At 34.3% G+C, this 17,455-nt stretch carries 16 protein-coding genes; 3 read left to right on the forward strand and 13 right to left on the reverse strand.

The genetic code is table 11. From position 1 onward, the window contains the following. Positions 1-199 precede the first annotated feature (199 nt). On the forward strand, positions 200-1,450 hold the full coding sequence (gene ylbJ / locus acear_RS07260; RefSeq protein ID WP_013278357.1) for a sporulation integral membrane protein YlbJ: 1,251 nt from the start codon (positions 200-202) through the stop codon (positions 1,448-1,450). Between the two features lie 1,125 nt (positions 1,451-2,575). Here the strand turns inward: ylbJ and acear_RS07265 are convergent. Continuing rightward, entirely contained in the window at positions 2,576-3,442 is an 867-nt protein-coding gene (locus acear_RS07265) for a DUF6544 family protein (protein WP_013278359.1), read from the reverse strand. Between the two features lie 177 nt (positions 3,443-3,619). Between acear_RS07265 and acear_RS07270 the strand changes: the two genes are divergently transcribed. Both acear_RS07270 and acear_RS07275 read left to right on the forward strand, forming a co-directional pair. Further along, on the forward strand, positions 3,620-4,951 hold the full coding sequence (locus acear_RS07270; RefSeq protein WP_013278360.1) for a mechanosensitive ion channel family protein: 1,332 nt from the start codon (positions 3,620-3,622) through the stop codon (positions 4,949-4,951). A 362-nt stretch (positions 4,952-5,313) separates the two neighbouring features. Next, positions 5,314-5,904, forward strand: coding sequence for a YczE/YyaS/YitT family protein (locus acear_RS07275; RefSeq protein WP_013278361.1), 591 nt, complete (start codon positions 5,314-5,316; stop codon positions 5,902-5,904). A 60-nt stretch (positions 5,905-5,964) separates the two neighbouring features. On the opposite strand, the gene acear_RS07280 is transcribed toward acear_RS07275, so the two are convergent. From acear_RS07280 to rsmD, 12 genes are all read right to left on the reverse strand, one after another. Then, a complete protein-coding gene (locus tag acear_RS07280) occupies positions 5,965-7,617 on the reverse strand; it encodes a methyl-accepting chemotaxis protein (protein ID WP_013278362.1) in 1,653 nt (550 codons plus the stop codon). A gap of 138 nt (positions 7,618-7,755) precedes the next feature. Beyond that, complete coding sequence (locus tag acear_RS07285) at positions 7,756-8,823, reverse strand: AI-2E family transporter (protein WP_013278363.1); 1,068 nt, start codon at positions 8,821-8,823, stop codon at positions 7,756-7,758. Between the two features lie 98 nt (positions 8,824-8,921). Next, positions 8,922-9,644, reverse strand: coding sequence for a 7-carboxy-7-deazaguanine synthase QueE (locus acear_RS07290; protein ID WP_013278364.1), 723 nt, complete (start codon positions 9,642-9,644; stop codon positions 8,922-8,924). A 1-nt stretch (position 9,645) separates the two neighbouring features. Beyond that, the gene (gene queD, locus acear_RS07295) at positions 9,646-10,107 is read right to left on the reverse strand and encodes a 6-carboxytetrahydropterin synthase QueD (protein WP_041667644.1); all 462 of its coding nucleotides are present in this window, start codon (positions 10,105-10,107) and stop codon (positions 9,646-9,648) included. 13 nt (positions 10,108-10,120) lie between these two features. Further along, the gene (gene queC / locus acear_RS07300) at positions 10,121-10,792 is read right to left on the reverse strand and encodes a 7-cyano-7-deazaguanine synthase QueC (RefSeq protein WP_013278366.1); all 672 of its coding nucleotides are present in this window, start codon (positions 10,790-10,792) and stop codon (positions 10,121-10,123) included. Positions 10,793-10,812: 20 nt separating this feature from the next. Further along, the gene (locus acear_RS07305; protein ID WP_013278367.1) at positions 10,813-11,574 is read right to left on the reverse strand and encodes an acyl-CoA dehydratase activase; all 762 of its coding nucleotides are present in this window, start codon (positions 11,572-11,574) and stop codon (positions 10,813-10,815) included. Then, positions 11,555-12,571, reverse strand: coding sequence for a 2-hydroxyacyl-CoA dehydratase family protein (locus acear_RS07310; protein WP_013278368.1), 1,017 nt, complete (start codon positions 12,569-12,571; stop codon positions 11,555-11,557). Before acear_RS07310 ends, acear_RS07305 begins: the two co-directional genes overlap by 20 nt. Before the next feature lie 185 nt (positions 12,572-12,756). Further along, entirely contained in the window at positions 12,757-13,908 is a 1,152-nt protein-coding gene (locus tag acear_RS07315; RefSeq protein WP_013278369.1) for a porin, read from the reverse strand. 464 nt (positions 13,909-14,372) lie between these two features. Continuing rightward, on the reverse strand, positions 14,373-15,458 hold the full coding sequence (locus acear_RS07320; protein ID WP_013278370.1) for a porin: 1,086 nt from the start codon (positions 15,456-15,458) through the stop codon (positions 14,373-14,375). A 403-nt stretch (positions 15,459-15,861) separates the two neighbouring features. Continuing rightward, a complete protein-coding gene (locus acear_RS07325) occupies positions 15,862-16,323 on the reverse strand; it encodes a hypothetical protein (protein ID WP_013278371.1) in 462 nt (153 codons plus the stop codon). Positions 16,324-16,325: 2 nt separating this feature from the next. After that, positions 16,326-16,811, reverse strand: a complete 486-nt coding sequence (gene coaD, locus acear_RS07330; protein ID WP_013278372.1) for a pantetheine-phosphate adenylyltransferase — start codon at positions 16,809-16,811, stop codon at positions 16,326-16,328. Between the two features lie 2 nt (positions 16,812-16,813). Further along, entirely contained in the window at positions 16,814-17,410 is a 597-nt protein-coding gene (gene rsmD, locus acear_RS07335) for a 16S rRNA (guanine(966)-N(2))-methyltransferase RsmD (protein ID WP_049772667.1), read from the reverse strand. Between the last annotated feature and the right edge of the window lie 45 nt (positions 17,411-17,455).

Genomic DNA, 17,455 nt, shown 5'->3' on the forward strand with positions numbered 1-17,455 from the left:
ATCGCCACTACAAACTCTTCTCCACCATATCTATCCACTAAATGATGCTTTAAAAAACAGTTACTATCGAATGTATATTCAATACAACATCTACTTTTTCCTTGGAAAAATTTATACAATTTAACTTATAAGCATAAATATCAATTATTAAAAATATGATTATATAAAGTTAGAACTTGATAGTTAAGGAGGTTTTACTTTGAGCAGAGCAATTAATAAAAGATCAGTCTATATTAAAGCAGCAATTGGAATCTTTATCACTATCTCATTAATCATATTCTCAGAACAAGGATTTGAAGCAGCAGTTCAAGGGCTACATACCTGGTGGGAAATAGTCTTCCCCGCATTACTACCATTCTTTATTATGGCAGAAATTCTTATGGGACTGGGGGTAGTTCACTTTATCGGTGCACTTTTAGAACCGCTAATGCGGCCAGTCTTTAAGCTACCGGGAGTTGGAGCCTTTGCCTTTGCTATGGGATTAGCTTCTGGTTATCCTATTGGAGCTAAAATTACTGGTAATCTACGGCGGGATAAGTTATGCACTCAAGTGGAAGGAGAGCGATTGGTTGCTTTCTGTAATACAGCAGATCCATTATTTATGATCGGAGCTGTGGCCGTTGGAATGTTCGGTAAACCAGAGATAGGTTTAACCCTGGCTGCTGCTCACTACATTTCCTGTATCATAGTTGGGTTAACTATGCGTTTTTATGATCCACCTAACAGTAATGAAGATGTAAAGACAAGTCCCCATCAAGAAGAAGGATTAATTAAACATGCTTTGGGAGAACTATATCGGGCCCGCAAAAGTGATGGACGGCCATTAGGCGAATTGATGGGTGATGCTGTAATGGAAGCAGTCAACACCCTACTTTTAATTGGCGGCTATATTATTCTGTTCTCTGTTTTGACAGAAATTTTACATTTAATGGGGATTACTAAATTACTCACTGCTATCCTAACGCCAATCTTAAAACCTTTTAACATAGATACATCATTGATTTTACCGATTATCAGCGGTCTGTTCGAAATTACTAATGGAGCAGATTTAGCCAGTCAAACCAGTGCTCCTCTGATCGAACAGATCATTATCACTAGTGGCATTATAGCCTGGAGCGGATTTTCGGTTCATGCCCAAGTAATTACTATGGTCAAAGGTACAGATATTCGGATTAAACCTTATATCTGGGCTAGAGTTTTACATGGTATAACAGCTAGTATAGTTACTGCTATTATTTTCAATCCCTTACAGAGTATAAGTCCATTAGATACAGCTCCGGTCTTTGCTAATCAGGGTTATCAACTCAGCAAACTTTCCTTAGGCATTGATTATTTACAGCGAATTGAGATACTTAGTCTAGGACTGATAGCCTTTTTAAGTGGATTAATTGCCATCTCAATTATCTTTTATATAATTCAAAAAATTACTGTAGTAACAATCAAAACGTAAAATATTCATCTTAATTAAAATACTTAATTTTTCTTACTCCCAGATTATTCTGGGAGTTTATTTTTGCTGAAAAAGCATATTTATTATTAATTAAATTAATCCTAATAATAAGAAGGTACATAAAAAGTAGAATAGAAGGGAGAAAACTTATGTTTAAAATTAAAGATAAGTATTCCTTAGGAATTTTAGCGGGATTAATAGCCAATATAATTAGAACAGTCTTTAATTATATAGCTTACTACTTTAATCTGAGTGAACTACTCGGCATTGAAATACCGAGCTTCATGGTCGCCTGCTTTTATGGGAGTTACCCATAATATCAAGCAAGTTACCCAATTGGCGTGTCCAACGCCACTACTCCTATCTAGCATAAGTGCTAGACTCAGAGATACTTTTACTCTGCTCAAGATAGAAGTGTAAGCACCTCTATAAGTGCTTACTAGAAGATTTAGTGTCTTCTATCTACAACGAGCACCCTGAATATTTTACACAGTAGAGGTTTAGCTACTGCAACCTCCAATATTCACTTGTGATTTACATCTATATTATAATAAATTATGGAGCAAATATCAATTGTTTAAATTAATATTTGCTAATCCTTATATCTCCCATTTGAAAAAGGTGTAGCTGTCTTTTTTGGAATAACTATAGTATATCTTTTATATTATACAGGTAGTGATTATAGCTGGATAAAAGGTATCTCAGTTGGCTTACTGTATTGGTTATTATTATTTGGAATGGGACTACGATTTGGACTTAGCAGAATTAATCCACCTGGTCTTAGTACAAATTTAACTTTTTTCACTAATCACATCCTGTTAGCAATTATCGTAGTTTGGATAATCAAACAATATGATTTAACTACATTAAAATAATTACTCTATCTATAGAGCCATCTTAGGAATGATTTTAGTCTACATTTTTAGACTAACTGGTAAAGATTACTGGTGGGAAGACCTGTTCCTTATTTTCCTTAACTGCATAGCCCAAAGATATTCTTAACGGTTCAAGCAATTCCTGTCTCTTATTATGCTGTTGAATCTTAGCTTGAATGCGGCTGCATAACAATTTGTTCCAAAAATTAAAGAGCTCGAGATATAATCCCGAGCTCTAACTAAATCCTTCTTAGAATTTTTCATAGATTACCGGCTTGTTATATTCAATTTCAGTAATCTCAAACTGGAACCAGTTAAAGTCTCCTGTTTCTAACTGCCAGGTTACTGCTCCCTGAACAGGAATGCATACACCATTACACTCTTTATATTCATCCATAGAAACTACCCAAGTTTCCAGATCATATTCCCCATTCTTCTCCATATACCTTTCGGCAGTAAAGTTAATAACTCTTCCTTGTGAGTCAAATTCAAATACCCCAGAGGCAGTTACTCCCCTATAACTCATAATAGCCTTAGCCGAAGTAGAATCAATCTCTTCCCATTCAATATAACTGCTTAAAGCTGCCGTGGGAAACCAGACTATCTCCGCAAGATATCGTACCAATGTAGCCTGGTCCATCTCCTGTCCCTTTGAATCGGCCACTGTTATCAGGGAAAGGATCTTAATCAGCATACTTCCTCTGCCGTTCTGATACTTATCTCTACCTACAATATAAAAGAAGGGAGCAGCTTTGATTCTAGCTTTCCAAATAAATCCTGGTTTATCCACTGTAAAGTATTGTTCAGCTTTAACAGACATCCAGGACTTATCTTCTTCTATTCTCATCACTGCTTTCTGTTTTAAGCGAACCGACCTAATTCTCTCTTTACCAACCACCTGAGAATATTCCAGCCATTTCTGAACAGAGTTTGGTAATTCCTCTAGATCTGATTCTTGAATAACCCCATTATTATTTTCTACAGTGTTATTAAAAAGCTCTTTTACTTCCTGCTTCACTTGTTGATTAAAAAGTATATTAGCTATAACTGATGCTACAAAAACCAGACAAGGTATAATTAGTAGAGTACTGAATATTTCAAATACTATTTTGATCATTTCCTCAACTCCCTTCTTCTATAATATATCTACTTCCATCTTCATTATGAATATCCTTCTTCCTCTGCTGCTTAAAACCACTTTTTTCGGCTATCATTTTCATAATTTTTCCATTAGACAATATATATTTATATGATAGTTATAATCCGTTTTAGATTATCAAGGAGGAAGTATTAAATGTCTTCAGATTTAATTAATGAAGTAACAAACCAACTGATTAAGATGGGGAATAGATATATTTTACTGCCCAAAAATATTATTCAAATAGGCATAATGCTTATAATATTCACTCTTACTCTATTGACAAATAAAAAAGTAACTTCCCAAATCAAAAGTATCGTGAAGAATATATTCGAAAGATCAGAAGTTGAATTCGATGAAAAGGTTGAAGCTTTAATTGAAAAATTAACCTTTCCTATAACCTACACTATCTTATTTGGGCTTTATATTCTGTTTGGAATCAATTTTTCCTGGCCTTATCAAATAGTAAATATCGCAGTTGAAATAACAACCGCCTGGATAATCATCCGGTTTATGTCTTCCTTCTTTAAAAATACACTCCTAATCCGGCTCTTTTCATTCCTCATACTTTCAATAGCTATTCTCAATATCATGAATATATATGATAGTACCATTAATCTATTGGATGATATTGCTTTAAGTACAGGTGAAATCAGAATTTCATTATTATTGATAATCCAGGGCTTCTTTTTATTATCAATATTTATGTGGATAGCAACAAAAATCACCTCATTTATAGAAAAAAAGATCAATAACTCTAAAAATCTAACCCCTTCCCTGCAGGTTCTAATTAATAAATTCAGCCGGTTTACTATATTTGGTTTTGCAATCCTTATCTCTTTAAGTAGTCTCGGAATTGATCTAACGGCCCTAACAGTCTTAAGTGGAGCTATCGGTGTTGGTATTGGTTTTGGACTACAGAAAATAGTTTCTAACTTTATAAGTGGAATTATTATTCTAATCGATAAATCTGTTAAACCGGGAGATGTAATTGAAATAGATAATACTTACGGTTTAATCTCCAGCCTGAATTCCCGATTTGTTTCAATAGTCACTCTTAATGGAGAAGAATATTTGATTCCTAATGAAGATTTCATTACTAAAAAAGTAGTTAATCTTTCCTATAGTAATAAACTAATCCGGTTGGAAGTACCTGTCGGTATTTCATATAATAGCAATGTTGAAGAAGCCATGAAACTTATAGAAGAAGTAGCAAATAAGAATGACCGAATTACTAATCTTCAAAACCCCTCCTGTCTCTTAACTGGATTTGGAGACAGTTCTATCAACTTAAAATTAAAATTCTGGATTACTGATCCTGAACAGGGATTAGAAAATATCAAAAGCCAGGTTCTTTTAGGTATCTGGAAGACCTTTCAGGAACATGATATTGAAATTCCCTATCCCCAATATGAGCTTCATTTATCATCTGTAAAAAGAGAATCCACAGAAACTTCTTTTAGTTTTCAGAAAAAAGAATCTATATAATTAACTCTTCCATTTCTATTATTTTTCTCATGTTCAACTTCTATTAGACAAATTTCGCTTATTAATCCAATTTTTTATTATTGATGAGAATATTGCAAATACTTTTAAAATAATTTTTTCGAGTTTAGGTATTGATAATAACTACATAATGGTATAGTATAAGGAACCGTAGTGATTAAATATGGTAAATTTTTTTAACCTAATTTTAATTCCATTATGACAGAGAAGATAGATTTAAAGTAAGGAGGCTCATATGCAATATTAATGTAATACTAATAACTTTATAACTTAAGCAAAAGTAGTAAAGCAGTTAATGATCAGCTGAATGAATTAATCGATATTAAAAAAGGAGAGTTTTATATATGAAAATAGCAAAAAAATGGACGAAGTTTCTGATAGGTTTAGTTGTTTTAAGTTTTGGATTAGTTCTAACTATTAAATCAAATCTGGGAGTAAGGCCCTGGGATGTATTCCATATCGGTCTCACAAAGTATTTTGATATAACTATAGGACAGGCTAGCCAGCTAACAGGATTGGCAGTAATTATAATCAGCTTTTTGATTATTCGCGTAAAACCAACATTAGGTACAATAATCAGTATTATAATAGTAGGATTCTTAATTGATTTAGTTGTAGCCTTCATTCCTCAGCCGGTCAATATAATCTGGCAGTACTTATATTTATTCTGCGGAATACTTATCTTCGGTACCGGAGTAGGAACTTATATCTCAGCCCAATGCGGAGCCGGGCCGCGGGATAACTTAATGATAGCACTACATAAAAAGTTAAAGTTTAAGTTAGGAATAATTAGAAACGGAATTGAAGTAATAATCCTGGTAATCGGCTCAATACTAGGTGGACCAGTCGGAATCGGTACAGTCTGTGCCGCCCTGGGAACTGGCCCAGTAGTAGAGTTTTCATTAAATATGATGAACGACTCTAATGATAATTAAACTATCACAAAAAACAAGGCTTTTGGATGATCATCCAAAAGCCTTGTAGACTACTTAAGCTTAAACTTCAAATTCTTCAATTAACTCCTTCAAATCCTGAGCCATACTTGCCAATTCCTGAGAAGAATTTGCTACTTCTCTAGCTACATTATCATTCTCTTCAGCAGCTTCTCTTATCTCATCACTATTCTCTACTAAATCCTGAGTAGCCGCAGCTGTCTGTTGAATATTGCTAGAAGTCTCCTGGTTAGCATTATTGATTTCAGCAAAGACTTCCCCTGTTTCTTCTGCAATTTCCAATCCTTTCTCCGCCTTAGCTTCTACTTCCTTAATTGACTGCAGGCCAATATTTGATTTCTGCTGTGTTTCTGTAACCAAATTATTAATTTCATCAGTAGCATTAGCAGTCTCCTCTGCTAACTCTCTAATCTCTTCGGCTACTACCGCAAAGCCTTCACCATGCTCTCCCGCTCTAGCAGCTTCAATTGAAGCATTTAAAGCCAGCATATTGGTCTGTTCAGCTATATTAGTAATTAAATCTACAATCTTTCCAATTTCCTCTGACTTACTATCTAGATTGCTGATCACTTCTACTGTCTCTTCCACTGCATTATTTATTTCCTTCATGCTGCTTACTGCCTGCTCAATATTCTCACTACCAATCTCAGCCTGTGAGTTAGCTTCTTGAGCTAAACCGGTTACTTCCTGAGCAGAAGCTGAAATCTGTTGAATATTAGTTGACATCTCTTCGATTAATTGAGTAGTAGTTTCTATTGCTGCATTTCCTTCTTGGGCAGAAGCAGATAATTCCTCACTATAGGCCGAAAGATCATCCACTACCCCCAAAATATTAGCCAATAACTTAGACTGCTCGGTAGCAAATTGATTAAAAGCCCTTCCTAACTCTCCAATCTCATCTTGACTATCTATCTCAACTGTAGCATTCAAATTCCCGTCCTCTAGTTCTTTGAAACCGGTTAATAATTTATCAAAATTACTTTCTAAGTAACCTGAAATCTTAAAAATTATAATCCCCAGTAAAAGAAGTTCAACAGCCAAAACAAGAAAAACAGATAATAGGATATCCCATTCTGTCTGCTGCACTTTCTTACTTTCAGCTTTTAGTTTAGGATTAATCGCTGATTCATAAGCTCCTGAACCGATAAACCAGTCTGTTCCCTCAATAGGTGCTGCATAACCAAACTTCTGTTCCATCTTATCAGTCTCCGGATGTTCCCAGAAAAAGTTAACAAACCCGCCTCCATCTTCGGCAGCAGCAGCTAAATCTCTAATCACATACTGGTCTTTTCTCTGTAAATCCCAGAGATTATCATTGATAAGCTGTGGTTTTGCACCGTGGGCGATGACTGTTCCTTGGTAGTTATACATATAAAAATAGCCATTTTCACCAAAATTAGCTTCATTAACCTCATTAACAAGCAGTTCTTTCAATTCTTCTTTAGATAAATTACCCTGCTGTTTGTCATAAATATCACTTAAAGTTCCAGACATTACATCTACTGTACTTTTAATCTGTTGCCTCTTTTCCCGAATCAATAATTCTCTAAGATTATGTACATTCTCATCAGTAAAAGTTTTAAATTCAAATAAGATTAAACTTCCTAAAATCAACATCCCGATTAAGACACTTAAACCAACACCTAATAAAATCTTATTCCTGATCGTAAGCTTATCTACTATTTTTTTCAGCATCACTAGCCTCCTTGATTTAATTATTCAATTATTATAATTCAATGTTATATATGATTATCCTTCATGAAATGTTAAATTTAACATATAATTAACAAAAAAACTACCTCTCAAGCTGTAATTTCCAGATAATAAACCATATTATTGCTTATTACTATAAAATGCAGTCTTATTTTCAATTATTATTCTAACTACTACATAAATCGGTACAACAAATAAAGCACCCAATACTCCAAATAATAGAATAGAAATTATAATCAAGAAGAGTACAACTAACGGATGAATATTAAGCTTACCGCCCTGGACTATAGGCCGTACTAGATTACCTTCTAAGTACTGGGCTACAGCCAAGACAATAAACAGCTTGACGATCATTAAGAAATTAGTTGTTAAAGCTACAAATAAGGCCGGTAGAATCCCTAAAGCTGGACCTAGAATAGGAACTAAAGAAGTGATTGCTATTATCAATGCCAGAGCTAAAGAATTCGGCAGTCCAATCAGCAGATAGCCGACAAACATAAAGCTCCCCAGAATAAAGGCTACGATCAATTGAGTACCGATATAGGTAGCTAAGGCTTCATCTATCTCTCTTAACATTCTTTTAGCCTGCGGTTTATTCTCTTCTGTAAACCAGGATAAGAGTAAATAATAAATTTTATGATCATCCTTTAGAAAATAAAAGACTACAAACGGAATTAAAACTACAATTGTCCCTAGATTGGTTAGTGAAGAAAAAGCTCCCATGAAGTTATAATTGCTGAACTTCTCTAACATCCTCTGCGCAAAGCCAAGTAGTCTCTTTTGAATATTGAAGTCGGATAAGAAATCAAGATGACCATTCCCTAACTTAATAATCCGGCTTATATTCTCCCTAATTACTTCATAATTAAGAGAAAAATAATTAATCAGCTTCTCTAGTTCAGTATAGATTATGCTTCCGCCGAAATAAATAACTACAACTGCAGCAATAATGATTAATAAACCGGTAATCAGAATAGCAAGATTCTTACTGTTGACTCTAGCAGTAAAGAAGCGAACTATCGGCCGCAGTAGATAATAAAAGAAACCGCCCAGCAAGACCGGAAGCAGAATAATAGATATTACTGTAGATAACGGATTCATGATATACGGAATCTGACCGGCTAAAAATAGAATTAATAAGATTAAAATTAATCCGTAAGCTGCTTTAAAAAATCTGCCTGTAAACATAATTTATCCCTCCGCTCTTCTTTATCAGGAAAACTCCACCCAAAATCTCTACTTTGATTTAGGGGGGATTTACATCAACTACAGACAGCTCTATCTCCTTAAACCCCCGTCACTTCTGGATCCCAGATCAACTTATGGAGTTGTATACTTAATCTTACCTTTAAATTAAATTGAGCAAAATAAGTTTGATGTTCTTGTAAAATTGATACTAATTTTTTAGGGGCTAACTCTTCAAAAACCGGCGAAAAATTAATAACTATTTCTTGCTTAGAAAGTTCATTCTTATAATCATCAATTACTTTTAATGCATAATCTATATCTGATTTATCTTGGACTACAAACTTGATTTCATCATTTAAACCTAACTGTTCCAAATTAGTAAATAAATTATATTCAGCCATATTAGAACTAGGGCACTTAATATCTAAAGTATAATTAATCCCCTCACCATCGAGTCCAAATTTCTGAAGTTCCTGTTGATTATAAACAGACCAGCTACCATTGGTTTCAATTCTAACTTCAAATCCTTGCTTAGCTAGATAAAGCGGTAAATACCTTTTAGGTTTATCTTCTTCTAATGGTTCTCCTCCCGTACAAATAACCTGTTGAGTACCAAAGTTATTTATTCTATTTACTATTTGTTGTGGAGTCAATAATTCATACTCTTCATCTTGATAACTGTACATAGTATCACAATAATCACATCTTAGATTACAACCGGCTACGCGAACAAAAGTTACTATCTCTCCAGCTGATATACCTTCTCCAGAAATACTATTAAAAATTTCAACTACTGGGAGTTTAACTCCTTCCATTTCCATTCTATCTAACTCCTTTAACTTCAGCATAACTAGTTGGAGTTTCCCAAACTTTAACACTTACAACTTCTATATCTAGCTTAGTAAAATTATTTTGTAGTATTTCCCAAAAATAATTAGCCATATTCTCTGCTGTAGGCCTAAAGTCTACACTAACGACCTTTCTATCTGCATCCTGTAATGTAGCAGCTAATTGATGCTCTACTTCATCAGGGGATTTAGCCCAGTATAAAAAAGCATGATCCAAAGGAGCAACTATCTCTTCTGTAACAACCTGTTTTAAATCTTTAAAATCAATTATCATTCCTTGACTAGCACCGGCTGCTTGTAACTTACCAGATTTACTGGTTACTTCTACTTCTAATTTATAAGTATGGCCGTGTAAGTTTTTACATTGGTCTTCATGACCTGCTAACATATGAGCCATATCCCAGGAAAAACTCTTTGTGACAGATACTTGTGACATTACTTGCACCTCACTATTTATATTCAATTGGATCATCATATCCTGCTTCTTCGAAAGCCTTTAATCTTAACATACAACTATCACAGTTACCACAAGCTAATTCTTCTCCTCGATAACAAGACCAAGTTAAGCTATAATCAACTCCTAATTCCATACCTAATTCAATCTCTTCTGCTTTAGTCAGATTGATAAAAGGAGCCTGTATCTTAATTGGGTTATCTTCTTCTGCTCCACAAACCGTCCCTTGATTAATTGCTTCTTCCATGGCATCAATAAATTCTTGCCGACAATCTACATAGCCAGAATAATCTACTTCACTAACTCCAATAAAAATATCATGCGCTCCTACAGCCTCAGCATAAGAAGCAGCATAGGATAAAAAGATCATATTTCTAGCCGGCACATAAGTAGTTGGAATCTCTTCTCTTTCTTTTTCTCCCTGTGGAATATCCATTTCTTGGTCAGTTAAAGCAGAACCGCCCCAGGCTGACAAACTAGTTTCAACTACCACATGCTCAGCAACTCCTACTTGGTCTGCTATTCGTTTAGCAGCTTCTAATTCTCGACTATGACTCTGTCCATACTTAAAAGAAAGAGCATAAACTTGATAACCTTTTGATTTAGCTAAATATAAAGCCGTTGTTGAATCTAATCCTCCAGAAAATAAAACTACTGCTTTTTTCATTTTTATCACCTCACAACAATTTAATTATCCATTAACAATCCATAATAACAACAACCAATTGCCCCATTAAATTGCGGCTTATCTAAAGCAATTACTTGGTCATAATCAGTTTCTAAATATCTTGTTATAGCCTGATTATAAGCCACTCCGCCGGAAATAATTAATCTTCTTCCTTTAAATTGCGTTAATAAAGGACGTAATCTTTTATACATTGAGTAATTAACTCCAGCACATAACCTCTCTATTTGAGCTCCTTCAGCAATTTTGCCAATCAACTCTGACTCAGAAAAAACAGCACAGGTAGAATTAAGTTCTACCGGATCCTGATAATAATTGGACATTTCAGTCAAAGAAACTTCTAATACATTAGCCATATTCTCTAAATAGCGTCCACAGGAAGCAGCACATTTCTCATTAAGCTCTAAATCTGTAATTAGTCCCTTTTCAACTTTAACTGCTTTAACATCTTGTCCTCCAACATCCAGTAAAATAAAATTTTTAAGTCCAGTTTGATAAATAGCACCGTAAGTATGTGCTTTTATTTCATTAATTGGTTCAAATTCCTTCAAATCAGTATTATTCTTTCCGTAACCTGTTGAAATCTTTATTTTAGTTTGAGAAACATCAAGTTTGTCCTTATCAACTATAATCCTTCCGGCAAAATTACAGTAATCCCGATAAAAAGACATAGTGCTAACCTTAAATTGGTCTATAATATTATTTTTATTCATAACTATAACCTTTACTTCCCGACTTCCTAAATCAATTCCTAAAACCTTCATTCCTGCCCTCCTTTAAATCTCCCAACATATCTAGAAATGCTTCTAACCTAAGCTTCATTCGTGAATCAAGCTGTCTAGACTTATCACCTCGGATATTTAAAATTGGTATCTCTAGTTCCTCCTTAATTACTACATCCTCTAATTCTCGATAACAAAAAGATTGAGTATAATGAATTAAACCATCTAAATTTCTAACTTCAATCTGTTCCTTTATCTTTTCTAGTCTAAAATCCAAGTCATAAGGATATGTGTAATCATAATACTGTTGATAAATGTTATCAGCTTGCTTAGCTCTAGGAAAAGCAAACTCTCTTTGCACTTCATTATATACTATATAAGCATTAAATTTAGTTACAAACTCATATAAATCATCCATCATTGGAGGGACACCTATATAACCTAACCTTACCTTTTTATCTATACTCTCTCTTTTTTCTATTTCATTTATTTTAGCCTTCAGTTCTTCTGCAAAAGAATCAACATCCCCAGTAAAATCACTACAATTAATCTGATACAGATGGTTTTCAAAACCTGTAGCTTTACTGTCCTTCCAAGTAAGTCGGTCTATTTCTTTAGCTAAAGATCTAATATTATTCAATTTATCCCTTACTTCTTCTACTTCCTTTCTAGTTACTCCAAATAAATCCATAAAGTGATTAATAGCCTCTTTCACATCATCTAACTTATGACTATAGGGATAAGCTAAAGGATACGTCGTTATTCCTCGAGCTTTTAATACTTCAGCTAAAGCATGAGTATTAGAACAATCCCCCTCTAGTACACTAATTACTTCTTTAATGTTATGTTTTAAACAAGCTCCGTAGATGCCTTTAATCCAAGCACAAGAATTTTTAGGAAAGCCGTCTCGTTCAGCCTGTTCAATATACTGGTCATACTTATCAGATGTAATAAATAAATTATTAAGGTCAACTGCCTGATAACCAGCTGCTAATAAGACTTCTACCGGTACTGTAGTAGTAATTCCTATTTTGTTCATGACACCATTACTCCTTTAAAATAAAAATTTAAAATCTGATAATCAAATTCCTGCAACCACATAATTATAACATAAAATATAATATTAAAGCAAATTATCTACAACCTGTAAAAATATAATTCCTATATGACAAAAACCCCTCAGGGATTTCCCTGAGGGGTTGAATGTTAACTAGTAGCTACTACTTAAAACTTAGTAGTTAAAGTAGTAGTAATTGTTTCATCATCGTCAGAAGCTCCATCAATATCATAATCATGGTTTTCATACTCTAAGTCTAAAGTAGTATTTTCAGCTAGATCATAAGCAAATACTAAATCTAAATAATCTTCATCCATATCTACATCATCAGCATCGTACATTGCATAAGAGAAGTCAACATTTAACTTATCAGTAATGTCAAAGTTAACTCCTGGCTGAATTACATCAAAGTCTGTAAGACCATATGGTAACTCAGCATTATTTAAATAAGAATCTTGGAAAGGCTGTACATAACCAGCTTCAACATCACCATAAGCTAAAGAAAGTGTAGCTCCCGGAAGTAACTGATCAGTAGATAAATCTAAGCTTACAGCATCTGCACTATCAATATTCTCACTATCTACATTACCTAAAGTTAAAGCAGTATCTACAACGCCAAAGTTTTTAGCAGCTTTTAGAGTATATCCATCAAAATCACTGTAATCAATATACTTTTCATTTAAGTTACCTAAATCATTAAGCTTATTACTGAAATCAAAGTAATTTGCAACACTAGTTTGGAAATCACCAACACCAATATAATCAAAGTCTAAGCTGTCAATTACTCCTAGGTCAGTTACTCCAAACTTAGCAACTGTAGCTGAACCTAGACTTTCATCACCATCATCATCTAAAGTATTACCAACCATAGCATTAACATTACCTTCTTCATAGTAGAAAGTAGCAAAGTTATTGTCTTTCTCTATTTCATCATAGTCATATAGCATAGCATCAGTAGAAACTAATTCCATTTTACCAGCCTTTAGACCAATAGGGCCAAATACATCCTTAACATCCACACCTGCTTCTTCAACATCAAAGTCATCTGTCATATCATCATTGTTATCTGCAATTTCTAATGTAGAAAATACAGATACTTTCTCAGATATTTGAGAATCAATGTATAGAGTTAAAGTTGTTTCTAATGTATCTTCAGTTCCAACAAGTTCAGTATTATCACTATTATTATCTGTCTGCTCAATCTCTACCTCACCGCTAATATTCACAGCATTGTCATTAACTTTTACTTCTGCTGCCATAGCTGGAAGAGCCATAGCTACAACTAATACTAAAGCCAGTGTAATTGAAAGTTTCTTCATTATTTAATTTCCTCCTTTAGAAAATTAAGTTAGTTTTGTGTTTGTAATTAATCTTTCTAATCAACCACCAATTTCGATACTTCGGCACAGATGAGTGACCTTGTTTCCTCATCCGAATAACAACAATTGTCTGCTGATTAAGTAGCCAATTAGAAAGCAAATCGCCTCAACCAATATTACCACTGCACAGGAGTCTAAATTTCCTGTTATTTATCTTAAATGCAGTTTTCTTGCTCTTACTCCCCCCCCTTTCATTAATAACTGCATTATCAGCCTTGGAATAAATGGTTATTATATTTAATTATGTTGCCCAACCAAAAATATCACTTCCATATATATATTTACTAGACTAGGATTTATTTTCCTGCAAAAAATTAAATTTTTTTCTGATTCTAGTTGCTATAACTACAAAAAACCCCTCAGGGAAATCCCTGAAGGGTTAAATATTAATTGCTAACTACTAATTAAAAGTTAGTTTCTAAAGTAGTAGTAATTATAGTCTCATCATCATCAGTTATATTTGAACCATCATAACTGTGATCTTCAAGCTCTACCTCTAATGTAGTATTCTCAGCTACATTATGAGTAATTAATAAATCTAGATAATCATCATCAGCATCATCATTATCAGCACTGTACATTGCATAAGAGAAGTCAACATTTGTCTTATCAGTTAGATCAAAGTTAACTCCCGGCTTGATCATATCAAAGTCATCTCCAGTAACAGTATCATTTAAATAAGAATCTTGGTCTTCAGCCTTTACAAAGTTCTCTTCAACATCAGCATAGTCTAAAGAAAGAGTAGCTCCCGGGAATAACTGGTCAGTAGATAAGCCTAAAGCAGTAATATCTGCACTTTCGTTCCAGTCATTACCAGATGCATACTCACCATCTGCAGTTCCATAAAGTAAGCTAGCATCTACTACATCAAAATCATTAGTAAGCTTTACAGTATATCCCTCATAACTATCGCCAGTAGCATTGCCATCTGCGTCAGTTAAATTATTATCTTTAGTGTAGTTAAGAGAAGCTTGGTCTAATAAACCTAAGTCAGTAGCTTTGAATTCAGCAAATGCTTCTGAATCTCCTGCTGTTGCTGGTGCATCATCGCCTTCACTATCAAGGTTATGTCCGAACTTAGCACTGACATTACCTGCTTCATAACCTAATCTTACAAAGTCATCAGAGTCATATTCATATAGCACATTATCAGCAGATTCTTCATACATTCTACCTAATTTCACATCAACCGGACCAACTACTTCATCAACCTCAATCCAAGCTTCATAAACATCTACATCTTCTTCATTCTTATTACCATCAAAATAACCAGTAAAATCAATTTCAGAATAGAAGTTTACATTCTCAGTTGGATTTCCTTCTAAGAATAAATATAAATATCCTTCTGTTGCACTACTTTCATCTTTACTATCATCATACACATTCTCCACACCTACAGTTGTGCTTACATCTACATCAGCTGCTGCCATAGCTGGTACAGCTAAGCCTAAAACTAATACTAAAGCTAATAGAATAGAAAACTTTTTCATTATTTAATTTCCTCCTTTAGATTATCGTCCTCGTCAATTATTTGTGTAATTGTTCCTTTAATTAACCAGTATCAAATGAGTGGCCGTGTTTCCTCATCCATACAGCAGTCAATTAAAGATTACAGTATTTACTAGCAGGATATCCACCAGTTTCCCTGCCGTCTATGTTATGTAGCCTCTTATGTTCTCCCCCCTTTCACTTAGCTACATTTCCTACCTCTTAAAAGAAAGCTATGTAAATTATACCTACGTACTAGCTGTTTTTCCATAATAACCATTTTTTCTTGGTTCTATAGAATAATTACTATATAAACGACAAAATTCCTGCAAAATAATTAATTTTTTTATGAAACTTCATCATCTCCATTAAAAAGACTAAACCCTCTCGGATTTAGCCTTAACATTACGAAGTCTGTTTTAAATCCTCCTGCTGTTTTAGCTCAGCCCGATTTCTGCGGACTTCATTCAGTTTCTCTTCTAACTTATCCTCTACCTCCGCCAATACTTCATCTCCATAAGTATCGACTCCTGTCCGAATTTCACTAGCAACTCTTTTAGCTTCATCAACTATCTCTTGAGCTTTATCCTCTGCCTTTTTAATCACCTGTGATTCAGAAATCTTTCTTTCCACTTTCTTTTCAGCCGCCTGTTCTGCTTCAGCCAGAATCTCTTTTTTGCGGTTGACAATCTCCTCAGCTCTTTCAATTTCAGCCGGCATCATATTCTTCAGCTTAGCCACAAGCCTTAATATATGATCAGGATTAACTAAGACTTTATTCGTTAAAGGCAGACTATCAGCAGTCTCAACTGTTTCTTCTAATTCATCTAAGATATTATTCAGCTGTAACAGATCCTTATCCTGCACAACTACTCCCCTCCAATCTTCTCCCGTAATTTCGGAATTACATTCTCCGGTACTAATCCTTCTATACAGCCACCTAATTCTGAAACTTCTCTAATAATACTGGAACTGAGATAAACATACTGATTCTTAGTCATCATAAAGATCGTCTCAATATCAGAATCCAGCTTCTTATTCATTGAAGCCATCTGAAACTCAGCCTCAAAATCAGATACTGCTCTCAAACCGCGGACAATAATCTCCGCTTTTTGCTCTCTAATATAATCGATTAATAAACCATCAAAGGCATCAACCTCTATTTCTTCATAATCAACAATTGCTTCTTCTATCATCTGAACTCTTTCTTCTCTGCTGAACAGGTGATCTTTATTAGGATTATTCGAAACTGCTACAATTACATTATCAAATATATTAGCCGTTCTTTCAATGATATCTAAATGACCATTGGTTATCGGATCAAAACTTCCGGGATAAACTGCAGCTCTTCCCATAGTTAGTCTCCTTTCATATATAGACTCAAGCATGTATTACCGTAATCTCTTTCTCTAATTAATTCTAAATTATCAAACTCTATTGCAATTTCATCCTGTTTATGATGTTCAACAGAAATAATCCCTGCTTCCTTCAACAGATCATACTGCATAATTTTTTCGATAGTCGGCTCCAACAAACCGGCTTGATAAGGCGGATCCATCACAATAATATCAAAGCTTTGTGGGGTAAATCTACCTAGCTGAGTCAACACATCGCCCTGAATTACTTCCGCCTGTTGTTCTAAACCAGTAAGCTTTAGATTCTCCTCAATAATCCCGATCTGTCTAGCCGAATTATCAATGAAAGTACTGCTTGCTGCTCCTCTACTCAAAGCCTCAATTCCTAAACCGCCAAAGCCGGCATACAGATCTAAAAAATCTATATCTATAATCTCTGGACCTAATATATTGAATAATGCTTCTTTAACTCTATCTATCGTCGGCCGCACTTCAGTGCCGGAAATAGACCTAAGATTATGTCCTTTAGATTTACCAGCAATTACCCGCATAAATCCAACCTCCTCTGGAAATCTTATTAATAAACTATTCCTCCCCATCAACTCTTCCTCCGGTTTTCCCTCTCCCGCACAAGAAGCTGGTAT

It is taken from the genome of Acetohalobium arabaticum DSM 5501, from assembly GCF_000144695.1.
GTDB lineage: Bacteria > Bacillota > Halanaerobiia > Halobacteroidales > Acetohalobiaceae > Acetohalobium > Acetohalobium arabaticum.